This is a genomic window from Nonomuraea monospora (genome assembly GCF_039531895.1).
Classification (GTDB): Bacteria; Actinomycetota; Actinomycetes; order Streptosporangiales; family Streptosporangiaceae; genus Nonomuraea; species Nonomuraea monospora.
This window is the reverse complement of record NZ_BAAAQX010000014.1, coordinates 98806-118928: the sequence shown is the minus strand read 5'-3', so window position 1 is coordinate 118928 and position 20123 is coordinate 98806. Positions and strand designations below refer to the sequence as shown.

The 20123-nt window shown below is 71.3% G+C and carries 21 protein-coding genes; 10 read left to right on the top strand and 11 right to left on the bottom strand.

From position 1 onward, the window contains the following. Positions 1-11: 11 nt before the first annotated feature. The 6 genes from ABD331_RS26735 to ABD331_RS26710 all read left to right on the top strand — a co-directional run bounded on the left by ABD331_RS26735 (position 12) and on the right by ABD331_RS26710 (position 7833). Entirely contained in the window at positions 12-3476 is a 3465-nt protein-coding gene (locus ABD331_RS26735; protein WP_344479995.1) for a nitrate reductase subunit alpha, read from the top strand. Next, positions 3476-5056: a nitrate reductase subunit beta gene (gene narH, locus ABD331_RS26730; RefSeq protein ID WP_344479992.1), complete on the top strand. Its 1581-nt coding sequence runs from the start codon at positions 3476-3478 to the stop codon at positions 5054-5056. Before ABD331_RS26735 ends, narH begins: the two co-directional genes overlap by 1 nt. Continuing rightward, complete coding sequence (gene narJ / locus ABD331_RS26725) at positions 5053-5607, top strand: nitrate reductase molybdenum cofactor assembly chaperone (RefSeq protein WP_344479989.1); 555 nt, start codon at positions 5053-5055, stop codon at positions 5605-5607. The genes narH and narJ overlap by 4 nt, the downstream gene beginning before the upstream one ends. Next, a complete protein-coding gene (narI, locus tag ABD331_RS26720) occupies positions 5604-6335 on the top strand; it encodes a respiratory nitrate reductase subunit gamma (protein WP_344479986.1) in 732 nt (243 codons plus the stop codon). The genes narJ and narI overlap by 4 nt, the downstream gene beginning before the upstream one ends. Beyond that, entirely contained in the window at positions 6332-6952 is a 621-nt protein-coding gene (locus ABD331_RS26715) for a phosphotransferase (RefSeq protein ID WP_344479983.1), read from the top strand. The genes narI and ABD331_RS26715 overlap by 4 nt, the downstream gene beginning before the upstream one ends. A gap of 74 nt (positions 6953-7026) precedes the next feature. Further along, a complete protein-coding gene (locus ABD331_RS26710) occupies positions 7027-7833 on the top strand; it encodes an SDR family oxidoreductase (RefSeq protein ID WP_344479980.1) in 807 nt (268 codons plus the stop codon). Here ABD331_RS26710 and ABD331_RS26705 read toward each other — a convergent pair whose 3' ends face one another. From ABD331_RS26705 to ABD331_RS26690, 4 genes are read right to left on the bottom strand one after another with little or no spacing between them, the layout of a single operon-like run. After that, the gene (locus ABD331_RS26705) at positions 7834-8508 is read right to left on the bottom strand and encodes a phosphotransferase (protein ID WP_344479977.1); all 675 of its coding nucleotides are present in this window, start codon (positions 8506-8508) and stop codon (positions 7834-7836) included. It lies immediately after the preceding gene. Between the two features lie 9 nt (positions 8509-8517). Then, on the bottom strand, positions 8518-9063 hold the full coding sequence (locus ABD331_RS26700) for a DUF305 domain-containing protein (protein WP_344479974.1): 546 nt from the start codon (positions 9061-9063) through the stop codon (positions 8518-8520). Positions 9064-9123: 60 nt separating this feature from the next. Continuing rightward, positions 9124-9960 carry a DUF1996 domain-containing protein gene (locus tag ABD331_RS26695; protein WP_344479971.1) on the bottom strand — a complete coding sequence of 279 codons (837 nt, stop codon included), beginning with the start codon at positions 9958-9960 and terminating at the stop codon, positions 9124-9126. Between the two features lie 20 nt (positions 9961-9980). After that, a complete protein-coding gene (locus ABD331_RS26690; RefSeq protein ID WP_344479968.1) occupies positions 9981-11678 on the bottom strand; it encodes a discoidin domain-containing protein in 1698 nt (565 codons plus the stop codon). Between the two features lie 301 nt (positions 11679-11979). On the opposite strand from ABD331_RS26690, the gene ABD331_RS26685 reads away from it, so the two are divergent. Continuing rightward, positions 11980-12969, top strand: coding sequence for a LacI family DNA-binding transcriptional regulator (locus ABD331_RS26685; protein WP_344479965.1), 990 nt, complete (start codon positions 11980-11982; stop codon positions 12967-12969). Between the two features lie 9 nt (positions 12970-12978). Here the strand turns inward: ABD331_RS26685 and ABD331_RS26680 are convergent, their stop codons facing one another. The 5 genes from ABD331_RS26680 to ABD331_RS26660 form a co-directional block, all read right to left on the bottom strand. Beyond that, positions 12979-14166: an RtcB family protein gene (locus tag ABD331_RS26680; protein WP_344479962.1), complete on the bottom strand. Its 1188-nt coding sequence runs from the start codon at positions 14164-14166 to the stop codon at positions 12979-12981. Between the two features lie 80 nt (positions 14167-14246). Next, the gene (locus ABD331_RS26675) at positions 14247-14570 is read right to left on the bottom strand and encodes a cupin domain-containing protein (protein WP_344479959.1); all 324 of its coding nucleotides are present in this window, start codon (positions 14568-14570) and stop codon (positions 14247-14249) included. A 74-nt stretch (positions 14571-14644) separates the two neighbouring features. Then, positions 14645-15418 (bottom strand): SDR family NAD(P)-dependent oxidoreductase, encoded by a 774-nt coding sequence (locus ABD331_RS26670; protein ID WP_344479957.1) that lies wholly within the window; start codon positions 15416-15418, stop codon positions 14645-14647. Beyond that, on the bottom strand, positions 15415-15612 hold the full coding sequence (locus tag ABD331_RS26665; protein WP_344479954.1) for a hypothetical protein: 198 nt from the start codon (positions 15610-15612) through the stop codon (positions 15415-15417). Before ABD331_RS26665 ends, ABD331_RS26670 begins: the two co-directional genes overlap by 4 nt. Next, complete coding sequence (locus ABD331_RS26660) at positions 15570-16796, bottom strand: DHA2 family efflux MFS transporter permease subunit (protein WP_344479952.1); 1227 nt, start codon at positions 16794-16796, stop codon at positions 15570-15572. The genes ABD331_RS26665 and ABD331_RS26660 overlap by 43 nt, the downstream gene beginning before the upstream one ends. Positions 16797-16860: 64 nt before the next feature. On the opposite strand from ABD331_RS26660, the gene ABD331_RS26655 reads away from it, so the two are divergent. The 3 genes from ABD331_RS26655 to ABD331_RS26645 all read left to right on the top strand — a co-directional run bounded on the left by ABD331_RS26655 (position 16861) and on the right by ABD331_RS26645 (position 18221). Then, positions 16861-17484, top strand: coding sequence for a TetR/AcrR family transcriptional regulator (locus ABD331_RS26655; protein ID WP_344479949.1), 624 nt, complete (start codon positions 16861-16863; stop codon positions 17482-17484). Between the two features lie 72 nt (positions 17485-17556). Beyond that, positions 17557-17802 carry a hypothetical protein gene (locus tag ABD331_RS26650; protein WP_344479946.1) on the top strand — a complete coding sequence of 82 codons (246 nt, stop codon included), beginning with the start codon at positions 17557-17559 and terminating at the stop codon, positions 17800-17802. 11 nt (positions 17803-17813) lie between these two features. Beyond that, entirely contained in the window at positions 17814-18221 is a 408-nt protein-coding gene (locus ABD331_RS26645) for a hypothetical protein (RefSeq protein ID WP_148440474.1), read from the top strand. A gap of 106 nt (positions 18222-18327) precedes the next feature. On the opposite strand, the gene ABD331_RS26640 is transcribed toward ABD331_RS26645, so the two are convergent. Beyond that, the gene (locus ABD331_RS26640; RefSeq protein ID WP_344479941.1) at positions 18328-19476 is read right to left on the bottom strand and encodes a CU044_5270 family protein; all 1149 of its coding nucleotides are present in this window, start codon (positions 19474-19476) and stop codon (positions 18328-18330) included. Further along, positions 19473-20108, bottom strand: a complete 636-nt coding sequence (locus ABD331_RS26635) for an RNA polymerase sigma factor (RefSeq protein ID WP_344479939.1) — start codon at positions 20106-20108, stop codon at positions 19473-19475. Before ABD331_RS26635 ends, ABD331_RS26640 begins: the two co-directional genes overlap by 4 nt. Positions 20109-20123 lie beyond the last annotated feature (15 nt).

The following is a 20123-nucleotide window of genomic DNA, read 5'->3' as shown; positions in this document are numbered from 1 at the left end:
GAAGTGGGGGTATGACCGCCGAGGATTTCCTGCTGAAGACCGGCCGCTTCCTACGCCGGTCAACCACCAGCGGCGACCTGCACACCCTCTTCCTGAAGGGCGGCACGGAGGGGGACGCCTTCTACCGCGACCGGTGGAGCCACGACAAGGTGGTCAGGTCCACGCACGGCGTGAACTGCACGGGCTCGTGCTCGTGGAAGGTGTACGTCAAGGACGGCATCATCACCTGGGAGACGCAGGAGACCGACTATCCGAGCGTCGGCCCCGACCGCCCGGAGTACGAGCCGCGCGGCTGCCCGCGCGGCGCCGCCTTCTCCTGGTACACCTACTCGCCGACCCGGGTCCGCTTCCCGTACGCCAGGGCGGTGCTGGTCGAGATGTACGCGGAGGCGCGCAAGCGGCTGGGAGACCCGGTCGCCGCCTGGGCGGAGATCACGACGGATCCGGAGAAGCGGGAGAGGTACCAGTCGGCCCGGGGGCACGGCGGGCTCGTCCGCGTCTCCTGGGAGCTGGCCACCGAGCTGATCGCCGCCGCCCACGTCCACACCATCAAGGCGTACGGCCCCGACCGGATCGCCGGTTTCTCCCCCATCCCGGCCATGTCGATGGTCTCGCACGCCACCGGCGCCCGCTTCGTGTCGCTGATCGGCGGCGCCATGCTCTCCTTCTACGACTGGTACGCCGACCTCCCGGTGGCCTCCCCCCAGGTGTTCGGCGACCAGACCGACGTGCCGGAGTCGGCGGACTGGTGGGACGCCGCGTACCTGGTGATGTGGGGCTCCAACGTGCCGGTCACCCGCACCCCGGACGCCCACTGGATGGCCGAGGCCCGTTACCGGGGCCAGAAGGTGGTGGTGGTCTCCCCCGACTACAGCGACGCCGCCAAGTTCGCCGACGAGTTCCTGTCGGTGCGGCCGGGCACGGACGGGGCCCTGGCCATGGCGATGGGGCACGTGCTGCTCAAGGAGTTCTTCGTCGACCGGGAGACGCCGTACTTCACGGACTACGTCAAGCGCTTCACCGACCTGCCGTTCCTCGTCACGCTGGAGGAGCGCGACGGCGCGTACGTGCCGGGCGGCTTTCTGACGGCGCGCGACCTCGGCTCGCGGGAGGAGGCGGCCGAGTGGAAGACCGTGCTCATGGCGGAGTCGGGCGAGCCGGTGGTGCCGAACGGCTCGGCCGGTTTCCGCTGGACGGAGTCCGGCCTGGGCCGGTGGAACCTGCGTCTGGACACGTCCCCGAAGCTGACCCTGCGCGGCGGCGAGGAGGCGGAGGTGCTGTTCCCCCGCTTCGACGGCGGCCACTCGACGCGCAGGAGCGTGCCCACCGCCCGGGTGGCGGGCCGGACGGTAACCACGGTCTTCGACCTGTTGCTGGCGCAGTACGGGGTGGGCAGCGACTACGCGGATCCCGCTCAGCCCTACACCCCGGCCTGGCAGGAGCCCATCACGGGCGTCCCGGCGGCCAGAGCGATCAAGATCGCCAGGGAGTTCGCCAGGACGGCCGAGGCCACCGAGGGCCGCTGCATGATCATCCTGGGCGCGGGCACCACCCAGTGGTTCCACGGCGACACGATCTACCGGGCGTTCCTGTCGCTCCTCCTGCTGACCGGCTGCCAGGGCCGCAACGGCGGCGGCTGGGCGCACTACGTCGGCCAGGAGAAGTGCCGCCCCCTGGCCGGGTGGCAGCTCATGGCGGGCGCGCTCGACTGGGCCAGGCCGCCCAGGCAGGTCCCCGGCACCACGTTCTGGTACCTGCACACCGACCAGTGGCGCTACGACCACTTCGACGCCAGTGAGCTGACCAGCCCGCTGGCCAAAGGCGGCTTCCGCGGCAAGCACACCGCCGACCTGGTGGTGGAGTCGGTGCGCAACGGCTGGATGCCGATGGCCCCCGCCTTCGACCGCAACCCGCTCGACCTCGGCGACGCCGCCGACCCGATCGCCGCCACCAGGGCAGAGCTGGAAGCGGGCACGCTCAAACTCGCCGCGGAGGACCCCGACGACCCGCGCAACTGGCCGCGCGTGCTCACCCTGTGGCGCTCGAACCTGCTCGGCTCCTCCAGCAAGGGCAACGAGTACTTCCTGCACCACCTGCTCGGCGCCCGCTCCAACCTGGACAACCCCGATCCGCGCGCCCCGAAGGGCAAGCTGGACCTCCTGGTCACCCTGGACTTCAGGATGACCAGCTCCACGGTCTTCTCCGACGTCGTGCTCCCGGCCGCCACCTGGTACGAGAAGTACGACCTCTCCTCCACCGACATGCACCCGTTCGTGCACGCCTTCAACCCGGCCATCAACCCGCCCTGGGAGACCAGGACCGACTTCGCCACCTTCCACGCCATCGCCCGCTCCTTCAGCGACCTGGCCAGGGACCACCTGGGCGTGCGCAGGGACGTCGTCGCGGTGGCGCACCAGCACGACACGCCCACCGAACTGGCCGGGCGCTCGGGCTTCGGCCTGAAGGTGGTGGAGCGCGACTACGGCGCCACGGCCGAGCAGCTCGCCGCGCTCGGCCCGCTCACGGAGCGGCTCGGCATCCCGGTCAAGGGGGTGACGTTCCTGCCCGACCAGGAGGTGGCCTGGCTGGGCCAGCGCTGCGGCCTGGTGCCGCGCGGCGTGGCCAAGGGCAGACCGGAGCTGGACACCGCGGCCAAGGCGTGCGAGACGATCCTCGCCCTGTCGGGCGTCAGCAACGGCAGGCTGGCCGCGCAGGGCTTCCGTCAGCTCGCCCAGCGGACGGGCGAGAGCTTCGACACCCTGATCCACGAGGACCACCGCATCGTCTTCGGCGACACCCAGGCCAGGCCCGTGCACGTCGCCGCCAGCCCCGAATGGTCGGGCAAGGAGGCGCACGACCGCCGCTACTCCCCCTTCACGATCAACGTCGAGCAGGGCAAGCCCTGGCACACGCTGACCGGCCGCATGCACTTCTTCCTCGACCACGACTGGATGCACGAGTACGGCGAGGCCCTGCCGATCTACCGGCCCCCGCTCGACCTGGCCGCCCTGTACGGCGAGAGCGGCACCCTGCGCTACCTCACCCCGCACAGCAAGTGGTCGATCCACTCGGAGTACCAGGACAACCTGCTGATGCTCTCGCTGTCGAGGGGCGGCCCCACCATCTGGATCTCCACCGAGGACGCCGCGGACCTCGGCATCGCCGACAACGACTGGATCGAGGCGGTCAACCGCAACGGCGTGGTCGTGGCCAGGGCGGTCGTCTCGCACCGCATGCCGAAGGGCACCGTCTACATGCACCACGCCCAGGACCGCCTGATCGACGTGCCGAAGTCGGAGGCCACGGGCCGGCGCGGCGGCATCCACAACGCCCTGACCAGGGTGCTGATCAAGCCCACCCATCTGATCGGCGGCCACGCCCAGCTCTCCTACGCCTTCAACTACCTGGGCCCCACCGGCAACCAACGCGACGAGATCACCGCCATCCGGCGCAGGTCACAGGAGGTGCGGTACTGATGAGACCGATGGCCCAGATCGCCATGGTGATGAACCTCGACAAGTGCATCGGCTGCCACACCTGCTCGGTCACCTGCAAGCAGACCTGGACGAACCGGCCGGGCGTCGAGTACGTCTGGTTCAACAACGTCGAGACCCGCCCCGGCCAGGGCTACCCCAGGCGCTACGAGGACCAGGAGCGCTGGCGCGGCGGCTGGAAGCTCACCCGCCACGGCTTGAAGCCGCGCGCCGGAGGCCGCCTGCGCAAGCTGGCGACCATCTTCGCCAACCCGCTCATGCCCTCCATCCAGGACTACTACGAGCCCTGGACCTACGACTACGAGAACCTCACCAACGCCCCGCTCACCGACGACGTGCCCGTCGCGCCGCCCAGGTCCCTGATCTCCGGCGAGCCGGTGAAGATCGGCTGGAGCGCCAACTGGGACGACAACCTCGGCGGCGACCCCAGCCCCGACCCGGTGCTGCAGAAGCTGTCGGAGCAGGTCACGCTGTCGTTCGAGCAGGCGTACATGTTCTACCTGCCGCGCATCTGCGAGCACTGCCTGAACCCGTCGTGCGTGGCCTCCTGCCCGTCCGGCGCCCTGTACAAGCGGGCCGAGGACGGCATCGTGCTGGTCGACCAGGACCGGTGCAGGGGCTGGCGGATGTGCGTGACCGGGTGCCCGTACAAGAAGGTGTACTTCAACCACAAGACCGGCAAGGCCGAGAAGTGCACGTTCTGCTACCCGCGGGTGGAGGTGGGGCTGCCGACGGTCTGCTCGGAGACGTGCGTGGGGCGCCTGCGCTACCTGGGCGTGCTGCTGTACGACGCCGACCGTGTCACGGAGGCGGCCTCGGTGACGGACGAGCGCGACCTGTACGAGGCGCAGCTCGACCTGTTCATCGACCCGCACAGCGCGGACGCCGAGGCCGCCGGGCTGCCGTCCGACTGGCTGGAGGCGGCCCGCAGGTCGCCCGTCTACGACCTGATCAAGAAGTACCGCATCGCGCTGCCCCTGCATCCGGAGTACCGCACGCTGCCCATGGTCTGGTACGTCCCGCCGCTCTCCCCCGTCGTGGACGCCCTGTCGAGCACCGGCCACGACGGCGAGGACGCGACGAACCTGTTCGCCGCCATCGACGCGCTGCGCATCCCCATCGAGTACCTGGCCGAGCTGTTCACGGCGGGCGACCCGGCGCCCGTGACGTACGCGCTGCGCCGGCTGGCGGAGATGCGGGCGTACATGCGGGCGGTCAACCTGGGCGAGCAGCCGCCCGGGGATCCCGACCTGGAGGCCATGTACCGGCTGCTCGCCATCGCCAAGTACGAGGACCGCTACGTGATCCCGACCGCGTACGGCAACGTGCCCGGCGTCGTCGAGGAGGGCGGCTGCAGCCTCGACTACGACGGCGGGCCGGGCATGCAGCAGCCGTTCGGCGAGGCGTCGGGGCGGCCCGTGCCGGTCTCGATCGAGACCTTCCACGGCCTGAAGGAGCGGCAGACGAGCAGCGAGGTCACCCGCGACCGGGTGAACCTTCTCAACTGGGACGGCCGCGGCACCCCCGCGGGACTCTTCCCACCGAAACGGAGACACCCATGACGCGCCCGGTGATCTGGCAGGCCGCCGCCCACCTGCTCGCCTACCCCGACGAACGTTTCTGGCGCCGCCTCCCGCTGATCAAGGAGGCCGCCGAGCCGCACTTCACCCCGTTCCTCGACCACGTGGCCGACCTGGGCTCCGGCGAGCTGGCCGCACACTACGTCGACACGTTCGACCTGCAACGCCGCTGCTGCCTCTACCTGACCTACTACACCGACGGCGACACCCGCCGCCGCGGCGAGTCACTGGCCGCGCTGAAGCAGCGCTACCGCGCGGCGGGCTGGGAGCTGATGGACGACGAGCTGCCCGACTTCCTGCCCGTCATGCTGGAGTTCGCCGCGTGCGACCCCTCCGGCGCCGCGCTGCTGGCGGAGCACAGGGCGGGGCTGGAGCTGCTGCTGACCGCCCTGACCGAGCGCGACTCGCCGTACCGGCACGTGATCGGCACGGTCTGCGCCGAGCTGCCCCCGATCAGCGCCGCCGACCGGGCCACGGCGGCCCGGCTGGCCGCCGCCGGGCCGCCGGCCGAGAGCGTGGGGGTCTACGGGTGAGCTGGGGCGAGAGCATGCTCTGGATCGTCGCCCCGTACGTCACCCTGGTGATCTTCGTGGGCGGCCTGGTCTGGCGCTACCGGTACGACAAGTTCGGCTGGACGACCCGCTCCTCGCAGCTCTACGAGAGCCCGCTGCTGCGCGTGGCCAGCCCGCTGTTCCACTACGGGCTGCTGTTCGTGATCGTCGGCCACGTGACGGGCCTGCTGATCCCGCTGTCGTGGACCGACGCCATCGGCCTGTCCAACGAGGCCTACCACGCCAACGCGCTCGTCTGGGGCGGCCTGGCGGGCGTGGCCACGCTGGTGGCGCTGGTCCTGCTGATCTACCGCCGCCGCACGAACGGGCCGGTGTTCCAGGCGACCACGGTCAACGACAAGGTGATGTACGTGGTGCTCGCGGCCTCGATCGTCGCCGGCGTGGTGACGACGGTGGCGGGGTTCGTGCCCACGGAGGTGAGCTACCGGACCACGGTCGCGCCCTGGTTCCGCGGGATCTTCGTGCTGCGGCCCGACGCGACGGCGATGGAGCACGCGAGCGGTCTTTACAAGGTGCACACACTGATCGGGATGGCGCTGTTCGTACTTTTCCCGTTCAGCCGCTTGGTGCACGCGCTTTCCGCCCCGTTGGGCTATTTGTTCCGTCCTTACATCGTGTATCGGAGCCGCGCGGATGGCGCGCCGAGGCGCCCGGCAGCGGTGCGGATGCGCCAGAATCGTCCCTTGTGAAGCACGGGTACACCAACAGCACGTTCGGCGACGGCGCCCTGGTCGTGAAGTGCTACGAGGGGCCCGAAGCGGCGTTCAGGCTCAGCACGGAGAGCAGATACCTGCGGCGCCTGCGCGGCCGTCTCCCGGTCCCGCGCGTCCACCAGGTCACCTCGACGAGCCTGACCACCCGCTTCGTCGACGGCTCCCACGGCCAGGACCTGCTCGACGACGGCCGGGCGGTGGAGGTGTTCACCGAGTGCGGGCGGATGCTGGCGCGCATCCACCGGCTCGGCATCGTGCACGGCGACTACGGGCCGCAGAACATGCTGTTCCACCCCGACACGTTCGAGACCGCCGCGATCCTCGACTGGGAGTGGGCCCACCCAGGCCGGCCGGTCGAGGACCTGGCCTGGGTGGAGTGGATCGTGCGCAGCCACCACCCCGAGCACGTGGCGCTGCTGCCGCACTTCTTCTCCGCCTACGGGGAGCCCGTCCCGTCGTGGGCCGAGCGGCACGCGGCCATGCTGGAGCGCTGCCGGGGGCTGCTCGACTTCTGCACCCGCTGGGAGCCGGGCGGCGGCGGCGAGAAGCTCTGGCGCGAACGCCTCGACGTCACGGCGGCCTGGACGCAGTAGCCGTTCTGTCGGTATTCGTCCTACACAGAGGGGCTTTGACGCGTTCTGTCGGTGCCCTTTGCTTGGCTGGGGGCATGACACACGATGTGATGATCCTCGTCCTCGGTGCCACAGGCTCCACCGGCCGCCGCGTCACGGAGCAACTGCGTGCCGCCGGCCACACCGTGCGGGGCGCCTCCAGGAGCGGCCAGGCCACCTTCGACTGGTCCGACCCGGGCACCTGGGAGCCGGCCGTGTCAGGCGCGTCGGCCCTCTACCTGATGGCGCCCGACGGCGTCGCCGTCGATCCCGCGTTCGTCGCGCTGGCCGTGGAGCGCGGCGTCGAACGCATCGTCCTGCTGTCGAGCGGGGCCATCGAGGCCATGGGCGACGAACGCCTGATGGCCGCCGAGCGCACCGTGCGCGACAGCGGCGCGGAGTGGACGATCCTGCGGCCGAGCTGGTTCAACCAGAACTTCGACGAGGGCTTCTTCCAGCCGGCGATCATGGCGGGCGAGGTGCTGATGCCGCTCGGCGACGTGCGCCAGGCGTTCGTGGACGCCGACGACATTGCCGCCGTCGCCGTCGCGGCCCTCACCCAGGACGGACACGCGGGGCGCGCCTACGAGATCACCGGGCCAGGCTCGCTGGCCTTCGGCGAGGCCGTGGACATCATCGGCCGGGCCGTCGGGCGCGAGGTGCGGTACCTGGGCGGCGATGAGGACTACATCGCGGCCAACGGCTTCTCCGGCGAGTCGATCCACGCGGCCAAGGCCTTCGGCGCGCTGCGCGCCCTCGGCGACCAGCCGGTGGCCGACACGGTGAGCGACGTGACGGGGCGCGCCCCGAAGACGTTCGAGACCTTCGCCCAGGAGGCCGCCGCCAGGGGCGCCTGGAGCTGATCAGCGTGCGGCCAGCTTCCTGATCAGCGCCACGGCGTCGTCCAGCAGGCTCACCTCACGCTCGCTCAACCCGCGGTCGGCGGCGCGCCGGGCCTGGGCGTCCTCCAGCGGACCGCCCGGATCCAGGTCCTCGCCCAGCGAGGCGACCAGCGCCCCGGCCGCCTCCCGCGCCGCCGCCGCCAGCTCACCGGTCTCGTCCACCGCCGCCTGCGCGAGGATCAGCACCGACAGGGCGCAGTCCAGCGCGGGCCGCCCCTCCCTGGCGTTGGACCAGTCGATCACCACGGGCCCGTCCGGCGTCAGCATCACGTTGTCCGGGTGCAGGTCCAGATGCAGGATCCGATCGCGCGGATCACCGGACACCCGGGCCGGGATCTCGTGCAGCCGCCGCAGCAGCCCGGCGAGCGTCCGGCCCGCCTCCTCGATCCCGACCTGCCCGGCCAGCATGGCGTGCAGCAGCGTCGGCCCGGACACCCGCCGCATCACCAGGTCGGTGGCGCTGCTCTCGCCGGGGAAGACCTCGGGCACGGGGAACCCGTGCGCGGCCACGTACGCCATGATCTCCAGCTCGCGCCTGGCGTCCACGTCGACCCGGTAGCGGCGCAGCACCCGCCCGTCGCCGAGCGCGTAGACGTCGGCGCTGCGTCCCGCGCCGACCAGCTCCCCGATCTCCATGCCCCCAACCTATGCGGCGACCGCCCGCTCCAGCTCGGCGAGATCGCCGGCGTGCTCGCGGGCCATCGCCCGCGCCAGCTCGCGCGCCCGCGCCGCGCCGCCCGAGCCCTGCTCGCCGTCCGCGACCAGCACGAGCTGTTCCAGGTACGCGCGCAGCAACGCGGCGAAACGCCGGTCGAACGCGCTCTCCCGCAGCCCGGCCAGGGCCTTCAGGTCCGCGGCCGTGGGCATGCCGGGCATGTCGTGCTGGGTGTGCGGGTTCTCGCCGGTGATCCCGGCCTCGGCGAGCAGCGCCCGCAACCGTCCTCGGCCCGCCTCCTGCGCCGCGCCGAGCCGTTCGGCCAGGCGGGCCAGCGATCGGCTGGCGGCCCGCTCGGGGGCCAGCTCCAGCATGGGCCGCGCCCGCGCGTGCAGGGCGTCGGTGAGCTGCAACCACGCCACGTCGGTCGTGCTGAACCCCTCGGTGAACCTCGCGGTGGCGGCGACGGTCGGCCGTTCGGAGGGGGCACATCCCGCCAGCACCATGACCACCAGAAGACTTGCGAACCAGCGCATGACACCCTTCCCGTACAGCGTCCGGGCGGGCGCGCACGCCCGCCCGGACAGGACGACCACCTACGAGGGACGCCCGTCGGCGCCGCACTTGATGATCGGCCGGATGCAGTCACGCACCCGCCGCTCCATCTCGGCCGCGGGCCAGGCGTTGAAGAAGTCGCCGTGCATCGTGAACCCGCCGCCCGACGCCAACCTGAAGCGGGACGGGTCGCCGCTCACCGGGTAGCGGATGACCTGCCGCAGCTTGGGCACCGGCACCGGATGCGTGCTCGGGCACGCCCCCGCCACCGGGTAGGCCATGTGGCTCTTGTGGTCGGCGGAGTCCAGGTCCCGCCCGTTCCAGCACTGCGGGAAGTCCAGGTACGACTCCAGCATGGTGCCCGACGGGCAGTTCACGAAGTCCTTGGAGGCCCCCACGTGCCCGGCGTGCAGGCAGGACCACCTGGAGATCGTCGTGTTGTCGGGCCCGGTCGCCTTGGCGTTGCCCGCCACGATCCGCAACCCCAGCGGAAGCGGCTGGATGCGGGCGATGATGTCGTCCCGCACCCCTTCCCCGAGGTAGTAGAACGTGACGATGGCCGGCTCCACGGGCGCGCCGTCCCGGTAGAGGGTGGGCACCCAGTACGACGACTTGTCCACGGCCGGGTTGCAGTTGGTGGCGCCGTTGAGCAGGTCGTTGAGCTGGGTGTGGGCGTTGGTGACACGGCTGCCGAAGAAGCTGTGCATGTGCGAGGCGCCCGGCAGCCCGGGGAAGACGATCGGGTCGTCGGGCAGCCGGTGGCTGAACGGGCAGTCGGCGAGGAACTCCGCCACCCGTACGGGCTCGGCCGCGGCGGGCGGCGGGGCGGCCACCACGAACGTGCCGAGCAGCAGGGACAACAGGGCTAAGATCCGCATGGCGGCTCCCTTGACGGGGGTCACTGGTAGACCCGCACGTAGTCGACGAGCATTCGTGACGGGAACGGCGTGGCGGCGTTCGGCGGCCCCGGCCAGTCGCCGCCCACGGCGAGGTTCAGGATGAGGTAGAAGGGGTGGTCGAAGATCCACGGGCCGCGGGTCTGCTCCACCTGGTCCTTGCTGATCGTGAACACCGTCCGCCCGTCGAGCGTGTAGACGATGCCCTTGCTGTCCCAGTTGGCGGCCCAGACGTGGAAGTCGTCGGAGTAGTCGGCGCCGTTCGGCAGCGTGTACGGCGACCCGACGCCGCCGCCCCCGTTGTAGGCGGGCGCGTGCACGGTCGAGTACGACGTCTTCACGTCCTTGCCGAGGACCTCCATGATGTCGACCTCGCCGTTGTACGGCCACGGCCGCCCGGTCAGGAAGTCGGCGCCCATCATCCAGAACGCCGGCCAGAGCCCGTTGCCCTTGGGCACCTTGATCCGGGCCTCGACGCGGCCGTAGGTGAAGTGGAACTTGGTGCCGGTGTTCATCCTGGCGGAGGTGTACTGGCAGGTGGTGCTGCCGGTGAGCGGGTCGGGCGGGCAGGCGGAGCCCGGCGTGGCCTGCTTGCGGGCCTCCATGACCAGGTGGCCCTGGCCGTCCATGGAGGCGTTGGCGTGGTCGGTGTAGTACTCCAGCTCGTTGTTCGGGCCGGTGCCCGGGTCGGCGCGCCACTTGGCGGCGTCGGGCTTGGCGCCCGCTGCGCCGTTGAACTCGTCGCTCCACACCAGGGCCGGCGGATTCGCCGGGTCCTTGGGCGGGGCGGGCGGGGTCGCAGGGTTGCCGCCGGTGCCGTACACCTGGAACTCCCACAGGCTGTAGCCGTAGGCGCCGGCCCGTTGGGTGCCGTACATGCGGACGTACCGGCCGGTGCCGCTGACGTTCAGCGTCTGCTTGAAGCCGGCGCCGCTGGTGGTGCTGTATATCGTGGTCCAGGTGTTCGCGTCGGGGGAGGTCTGGAGCTGGTACGACCTGGCGTAGGCCGGGTCCCACTGCAGCACGACCTTGCTGATCTGGGCGGTGGCGCCGAGGTCCACGTAGATCCAGCCGGGGTCCGACCACGCGGCGGTCGCCCACCTGCTGGCGGGGTCGAGGTCGAACGCCCTGGCCGGGGTGCACTCCCAGCAGTTCGCGTCGTGCTGCGAGCTGGAGGCGACGCCGGGCTTGCCGTACGACAGCAGCCGTTCGCCGCCGCCGGAGCCGCCGCCGTTCCCGTACACCTTGAACTCCCAGAGGCTGTAACCCCACTGGGTGGCGCGCTGGGTGCCGTGGACGCGGACGTACCGGCCGCTGCCGGACACGGTGAGGGTCTGGTTGCCTCCGGTGCCGGCGGCCGTGGAGTGCAGGGTGCTCCACGAGTTGCCGTCGGTGGACGCCTGCACCTGGAAGGCGGTGGCGTAGGCGGCCTCCCAGCTCAGCTCGACCTGCGTGATGGCGGCGGTCGCGCCGAGGTCCACCTGGATCCACTGCGGGTCGGAGAACGCGCTGGACCAGCGGGTGCCGGCGTCGCCGTCCACGGCGGCGGAGGCGGGGAAGGCGGCGGCGCTCTCGGTGGAGGAGGCGGTGACGGGTCTGCCCTGCGACAGCAGGGGGTCGGCGGCGTGGGCGGGCAGCGCCGACAGCAGCGGGATCATCAGGGCGGCGAATGCCGCGAGACGGCGTAAGAGTGCGGTCACAACGTCTCCGTCAAAGCGGGGGAAAGGTTCGAGGGAGCGCTCCCTGAGTAGGAGACTGCGCGCGACCGTAACCTCTGTCAAGCCACGGGTTAACCTCTCCGACACCTAAGAGAGCGCTCTCTGAAACACTCTCGTCAAAGGCTTCTCGCTGTGTGACCTGCCGTTATCCGTCCCCCACCGGCCCCGGAACCCGGCCACCGTCCCGGACCCCGAGAAACATTGCGTCTCCCCGCCGCCTTGACTGCTCCGCACCCCTGACCCCACCCTCTTGGGGAAGCGCTCTCTCGCACCGAGGAGGGAAGTGAACAGACCCACCCTGGAAGCCGTGGCCGCCCGCGCCGGCGTCTCCAAGTCCAGCGTCTCCCGAGTGATCAACGGCGCCACCACCGTCGCCCCGTCCATCCGCGAGGTCGTGCTGCGCGCCGTCAGGGAGCTCGGCTACGTCCCCCACGCCGCCGCACGCAACCTCGCCACCCGCCGCACGAACGCCGTCGCCCTCGTCGTCTCCGACCCGCCCAAAGGCCTCGTCTCCGACGACCCGATGTTCTCCGCCGTCGTCCGCCAGGCCAGCAGGAAACTGGAGGCGGCCGGCAAGCAGGTGGTGCTCATGCTGGCCGGCTCCGAGGACAGCCGCGCCCGCGTTGCCCGCTACGTGGCGGCCGGTCACGTGGACGGCGTCATGCTCGTCTCCATGCACGGCGCCGACTCACTGCCCGCCGCCCTCGCCCGCAAGGGCATCCCCATCGTCTCCCTGGGCCGCACCAACCCGGCCGTCCCGTACGTCGACAACGACAACCCCGGCGGCGCCGACCTCGCCGTCCGCCACCTCCTGCGCCAGGGCAGGCGCCGGGTCGCCACCATCACGGGCCCGCTCGACATGATCGCCTCACAGGAACGCCTCACCGGCTACACCGACGTCATGCGCGAGACCTGCCACCGCTCCATCGTCGCCATCGGCGACTTCACCCGCGTCTCCGGCGCCGACGCCATGCGCCAGCTCCTCCAGGACGACCCGGCCCTCGACGCCGTCTTCGCCGCCAACGACCTCATGGCCATCGGCGCCCTGCGCACCCTGCGCGAGGCGGGCCGCAGGGTGCCGGACGACGTGGCGGTGGTGGGCTTCGACGACATCGAGGCCGCCCGCTACACCGCCCCCGCGTTGACCACGGTTCACAGCCCGATGAGCGACTGGGCCACCGCGACCGTGGACCTGCTGCTGGGCTTGTTCGAGGGCGAACCCGACGAGCCGGTGCTGCTCCCGGCCGAACTGATCGTCCGGGAGTCAGCCTGACAACGTTCCTCAGCCCTTGATGCAGATGAGCTGCCGCAGGTGAGCGACCACCTGCACGAGATCCGTCTGAGCCGCCATCACCGACTCCAGATCCTTGTACGCCCCCGGAATCTCATCCAGCACCCGGGAGTCCTTACGGCACTCGACCCCCGCCGTCTGCTCCTCCAGGTCCTTCACCGTGAACGTCTTCTTCGCCTTGTTCCGGCTCATCTTCCGCCCGGCCCCGTGCGACGCCGAGTTGAACGCGGCGGCATTACCCAGCCCCTTGACGATGTACGTCCCGGTGGCCATCGAACCAGGGATGATCCCCAGCTCCCCCGCCCCGGCCCGGATCGCGCCCTTACGGGTGACGAGCACGTCCACCCCGTCGTACCGCTCCTCCGCCACGTAGTTGTGGTGGCAGGAGATCGGCTGCTCGAACGTGATCTCAGGCAGGTGCCGCCGCAGCACGTCGCACACCAGCCCCATCATCAGCGCCCGGTTGCGCCGCGCGTAGTCCTGCGCCCAGAACAGGTCGCGCCGGTAGGCGTCCATCTCCGGCGTGTGCCCGAGGAAGACGGCCAGGTCCCGGTCCACCAGCCCCTGGTTGTGCGACAGCCCGCGGGCCACCCCGATGTGGTGCTCCGCCAGCTCCTTGCCGATGTTGCGCGAGCCGGAGTGCAGCACGACCCACACCCAGCCCTCGTCGTCCGCGCACACCTCGAGGAAGTGGTTGCCGCCGCCGAGCGTGCCCATCTGGACCTCGGCCCGCTCGCGCCGCGCCATCACGGCTGGCGCCAGCTCGTCGAAGTCCTTCCAGAACCGCGTCCACCCGGCCGACCTCATCCCGGACACGGTGTCCGGATCGACCGGCCGCTTGTGGTGGCCGAAGCCGACGGGCACGGCCTGCTCCAGCTTCCCGCGCAGGTAGGCCAGGTTGTCGGGGAGCCGCGAAGCCTGGTACGAGGTCTTCACGGCCGTCATGCCGCACCCGATGTCCACGCCGACGGCCGCCGGCGAGACCGCGTCCCGCATCGCGATGACCGAGCCGACGGTCGCGCCCTTGCCGTGGTGCACGTCCGGCATGACGGCGACACCGTGGACCCACTCCAGGTTCGCCACGTTGCGCAGTTGCTGCATCGCCTGCGGCTCGACCGACTCCGGCTCCGCCCACATCCTCAGCGGACGCCGCGTACCGGTCACCTCGTTGTACGTCATCTCGTATCGCCTCCTCCCGGTCACACTCCGAACGCGATCTATCAGGCCAGAGTTCTCATACCCCCGCAACCGAATTAGCCTCAGTTGCCGAACTGCTTGGTCTCCGGCTTCTCCACCATGAGCGCGTGCGCGGGCTCGTCCGCCACAGGACGGTGCCGCAGCCCGCGCGGGACGACGAAGACGGACCCGGGCGTCATGACGACCGGCTCCCGCCCCTCCAGCTCCAGCCGGAACGTTCCGTCCCAGCACAGGAACAGCTCGTCCTCGTCGTGGTAGTGCCAGGGGCACTCGCCGTGGAGCTGGGCCAGCCGCACCACGGCGTCGTTCACCTCGGCGAGCTGCCGCTGCTGCCAGGGGCCCGGCAGCGTTGCGATGACCTCGGGGACCGACACTGCGACCGTCATGTTCCTGCCTCCTTGATGTGTTGGACACGTCCCATCAAAGCGGCACATAAGGCCAGGCCACAGAGCCAATATCGCTAAATTGGCCCGCCTATCGGACCAATCAGCTCCAGGGTCCGCTCGTACAGCCGCTCGGCCGCCCGGGGATCAGGGGACAGGCGGATCGGACGGTCCCGCAGGTAGGCGGTGAGGGACGCGGCGGGCGGGTCGTCGATGCGCGCCACAATGGGCTTGATGCCCTCCTCGACCGGGACGCCGTACCGCTTGAGCGCCGCCACGTGCGTGGCGGTCGCCGCATCGTACTCGCCGGCGACGCTCGTCGAGACCCCGCCAGGGTGGATGAGGACATATCCGGTACGGGCGCCGTGGCGTGCGGCGAACGCGACCCCCAGCAGGTCGTTCGCCTTCCCCGCCTGGAACTGGGCCGTCATGCCGTCGTACGAGCGTTCCAGCATCAGGTCGTCCCAGTGGATGCGCCCGTCCGGCTGTCCGGGCCCGGACACGTTCACGATCGTGCGGGGCGCGGTGAGGCCGTAGCTGAGCAGGAAGCGGCTCAGGTAGTCCAGCGCGAACGTGCCCTCCAGTCCCTCCTCGGTGACGAACCGGTGCGTACGGAAGAACCGCGCGCACAACACCAGCGCGTCCACGACCGGGAACCGAGCGTTGACCTCCTCGATCACCCGCCGGTTCTCGCGCACCAGGCTCAGGTCCGCCTGGATGAACACCGCCCCCGGCAGCGCCTTGGCCGCGTCCCGGCCGACGACGGCGACCGTGTCGCCGCGCTCCAGGTAGGTGCGGGCGAGCGCCCTGCCCATCCCGTCCGTGCCGCCGGTGATCACGAGCGTCCTCACGCGGGCGCCCCCTCCCGTACGGGCTGCGGCGCGCCGGCCTTGCCGGGCAGGAGCGGGACGAGAGCCAGCACGACCACGTTGGCCGCCACGGACAGCCAGAACACGCCGCGCAGCCCGCCGATCGTGCTGTCCGCGGTCTGCACGACGAGCGTCACCACGGCGACGCCGAGCGCGGCGCCGAGCTGGTTGAGCATGTAGAGCACCGAGCTGCCCTGCGCCACCATGGGGCCGGGGAGCGTCCGGTAGAGGGAGCCCATCGTCGGGGCGCTGAAGCACCCGCTGCCCAGCCCGAACGTGAGCGCCGCCAGGGCGGGCCACACCTCCGGGTGTCCGGGCCGATCCGCGTGAGCGCGAGCACGCTGGCGATGGCCACGACCGCTCCGCCGACGGCCAGGCCGCGCGCGCCGAGCCGGTCCGACAGCCGCCCGGCCAGCGGCATCGCGATGGAGCCGCCGAGGCCGAGCGGGGCCATGAGCAGCCCGGCCGCGAGCACGCCATGCCCGTGGGCCTGCTGGTAGTACAGGGGCAGCGCGAACAGCCCGGCGAACAGGCCCATGCCGCCGAGCCCCATGATCGCGACGCTGGCGCTGAAGCTGCGGCTGCGGAACAGCCCCAGGTCGATCAGCGGGCCGGGACGCCGGGCGTGCACGGCGTACCCGATGAGCAGCACCGTGCCGAGGCCGAGCGGTGTCAGCGCCTGCCACACCGCGAACGCCCCCTGCTCGGCCGTCTGCGACAGCGCCAGCACGACGGCGGCGAAGCCGGGCCCGAGCAGCGCCAGCCCCACGACGTCCAGCCTCGGCACGCGCGCCGGCGCCGGCCCGTCGGCCGGGATCACCCGCAGTGCCAGCACCAGCGCCACGAGCCCGACGACCACGCTGATCAGGAACATCGCCCGCCACGACAGCGCGCCGAGTATCGCCCCGCCGGCGATCGGACCGAGCACGGGGCCGAGCGACAGCACCACCCCCATCAGGCCCATCACCCGTCCGGCCCGCTCCGGCCCGGCGGCCCTGGCCAGCAGGATCAGGACGAGCGGATCGAGCAAGCCCGCCCCCACGCCCTGCACGGCCCTGAACGCGATCAAACTGCCCACGTCCCAGGCCAGCCCGGCGGCCAGCGATCCGGCCAGGAACAGCGCCAGCCCCGCCACCCACAGCCGCTTGCCGCCGTACCGGTCCACCGCCCAGGTCGTGAACGGGATCGTGGCCGTCACCGCCAGCAGGAACCCGGTGGACGCCCAGCCGATCGTGCTGAGCGAGGTGTCGAAGGCGACGGCCAGGGTGCCGGTGGCGACGGCGGCCATCGTGCTGTTGAGGATGCCGAGCAATCCGCCGAGCAGGATCACGGCGATCATCCAGCGCAGTTTTGAACTCATGGGTTCAACGTAATTGTCTGACTTGTCAGGGCGCAAGCCTGAACCAGCCAGTACAATCGTCATCATGACCACAACCCGGGGGCGCATCGACAAGCGGCAGGCGATCCTGGAGGGCGCGTTCACCGTGTTCGCGCGGGAGGGCTACGCCCAGGCCTGCGTGCAGGCGATCGCCCGGGAGGCGGGCGTGGCCAAGCCGACGGTCTACAACCACATGACCGACAAGGCGACGCTGTTCAGGAATGCCCTGGAGGCCGCCGCCCGCACCATCCTGGAGCAGCGGATCGCCGCCCTGGAGCCGCTCGCCGCCCCGGCCGGCGACGGGCTGCGCGCCACGCTGGAGGAGGTCGCTCACGCCCTGCTCCGCCTGCACACCGACGGCCGCTCCTGCGCGCTGCGCCGGCTGCTCTACTCCGAGGTCACCCACTTCCCCGACATTCTCGACATCGTCAAGGAGAGCGGCCCCGACCGGCTCAATCAGGCGCTCGCCGACCGCCTGGCCCGCCTCGCCCTGGCCGGACGCCTGCGCGCCGCCGACCCCGACCTGGCCGCCGAGCAGTTCCTGGCCCTGCTCCTCGGCCCGCTGGAGGCCCGCACTCAGCTCGGCACCCGCCAGCTTGAGGACTCGCAACTGCGGGCGATGGCCGTCGCCGCCGTGGACGCCTTCGTACGAGCCTGGGGCGCGCGGTAACCAACACGCATGGCGAAATCATGCCGACAAGACCCGTTGTCGCTGGTAGCCAAGGGATATAGTCTGCCGCGTGTGGTAGAACGAGACGACTACGCGGCCATCCGCGATCGGATCATCGGGCTCTCCCACCTCCACGGCCTGCGCTGCGACTGGGCAGAGACCACCAGGCGGCAGCGGTTCCTGCTGCTGTGGGACACCGGGGGCCGGGTCGTCGCCCGTGTGATCGTCCCGCTCTACCCAGGGGAGACACCGCAACTGGTGGACTCACTCGAACGAGGGCTGACGCATCTGTTCGGCGACGGCTGGCTGAAGGACTGACGGGAGCACCCATGACCGCGGACAGCGTCGACGTCCACGTCACCATGGCAGGCAACCTGTGGCTTGCGCAGGTGGACGGCGTGGCCGGCGGCATGTCCGCGCGGACGCTGCGCGAGCTGCACTCGGACGTGGCCGAGGGGCTCCCGTTCCTGTTCGGCGATCGCGACCGGCCGCCTGCGCCGGTCTTCCACTACGCGCTGCCCGGCCTGTCCGAGCAGGACCTCGACGACTTCGCCGCCCTCCAGCGCCAGGCGGCCGCCATCGCCGAGGACTACACGCGGACGCTGAAGAAGCGGGTCAAGCACATGCACGAGCTGGGGCTGTCCGACGGCGACATCGGGGAGCTGCTCGGGCTGACCAAGCAGCGCATCCAGCAGATCCGCACGAACGCCAACGACGAGGCCCGCCAGAGCGGCTGACGGGCCGTCGCAGATCACGGCCTGCCCGCGGGCCTCCCCGCGTCAGGACCTGTCAGCGGCTGACGGGCCGCCGCAGATCACGGTCTGTCCACGGCTCTCCCCCTCGTCAGGGCTTGTCGTCCGTCCAGCCCGCCTCGATCAGCGCGGTGGAGCTCCAGACGGCGCCCGGCTCGAACCCGGCCTGCAACCCGCCCGGCTCGACCACCACGTACTCGTGGGCCAGCGCCCGCCCGGTCGCCTCATCGAAGACCAGCCGGTTCTCTGAGACCCCGCCCTGGTCGTAGCGCTCCTCCATCGACACGGCCGTGCCCCGCCGCCCCTCGGCGTCGGTCACGTCCGCGGTGACCTTGACGTCGTCCAGCTCGGCCAGCATGCGGAACGCCGCCCCCCGCACCTCGGGCGTCACCGGCATGTCCATGATCAGCCCGACGCTGACCCGGAACAGCCACGCGTCCCCGGACAGCTTCTCGCTCGACGACTCCGTCCCGTGCCCGGCGTAGGAGGCCATCAGCCACTTCTTCAGTTTGGCGGGGTCGCCCGGCAGCGTCCGCAGGTCCTTCATGGTCACGTTCCTGCCGAGCCAGAACACCTTGTCGCCGTCCACCAGCGGGGTGTGACTGGTCGAGGCCTTCCCCTCGGACGTGGACAGGGCCAGCTTCGCCCGTCCGCCCTTGCCCGGCACGACGACCTCGATCTCGGACGGCGCCCCCGCCTGCTCCCACGCCCTCCGGTCCGCCTCGGTGGCGGGCTCGGCCCCGAGCCGCTGCCCACCGGCCCACTGGTCGCCTCCGGTGGCGGCAGGCGTCCAGCCCTCGTCACGCGTCCGGTCCACGACGAGATAGCCGCCGGACCTGGCCGCGTACAGGTTCCTGTTCACCGTCACGCTGTGCCACCAGTCGCCGCTCCCCTCGGCCTGCGCGTCGGCCTTCTCCGCCGCGGCCAGCAGCACGTCCCGCGCCGACAGCGTCACCCGGGTCGCGCCCGCGCTCGCCACCACCCGCTCGCCGCCGGGCGCGCGCGGCGTCGTCGGCGTCGCGCCGCCGCCCGACATGACCATCGCCACCGCCGTCACCGCGGCCGCCGCCGCCCCGGCCAGCCCGAGCCCCCACACGGGCCTGCTCCGCCGCCTCCTCCCGGCCTCCGGCCTGGGCGTCGCCATGGCGCGCGCCAGCTCGGCCGTCCTCGTCCTGTCGTCCACCGGCCCGTCGCCGAGGTGCGCGGGCCTGGCGGCCCGCAGCTCGTTCATGGGGTTCATGACCACTCCTCGCTGAGGTTCCGCACGTGAGTCCTGGACCGCTCGGGGACACGCCCATCCGGCTCCGCTCTCATGGCCTGCTTGGGTCGGCCGGGCACACGCCCGTCCGGCTCCGCTCTCATGGCCTGCTTGGACCGCTCGGGGACACGCCCGCCCGGCTCCGCCTCCATGGCCTGCTTGAGCCGCTTGCGCGCCCGATGCAGCCGTACGCGGTACGCCGCCGACGAGCAGCCGATGACCTTGGCGGCCTCCCCCGGGGTGAGCCCGTGCCATGCGACGAGGATGAGGATCTCCCGATCGTCCTCCTGCAACGCGGCCAGCGCGCGCAGCCCCCCCATCCGCTCCGTCACCTGATCGGCCACGTCCCCCTCGGTCCAGGCCCGCAATTCGGCGGCCATCGCCTCCCGCCGCAGCTCCGCGCGTACGTTGTCACGCAGCACGTTCCTGGCGACCCCGAGCAGCCACGGCAGCGCCGGCTCCGGCACGTCGTCCAGCCGCCGCCAGGCGATGGCGAACGTCTCGCTCACCACCTCGTCGGCCACCTGCCGCCCGGCGCGGCTGACCACGTACGCCCAGACGCGTTGCCGGCACTCGTCGTACATGCCGGTGAACCGGTGCGCATCATCCGTCACCGCCCAGCCCCTTCG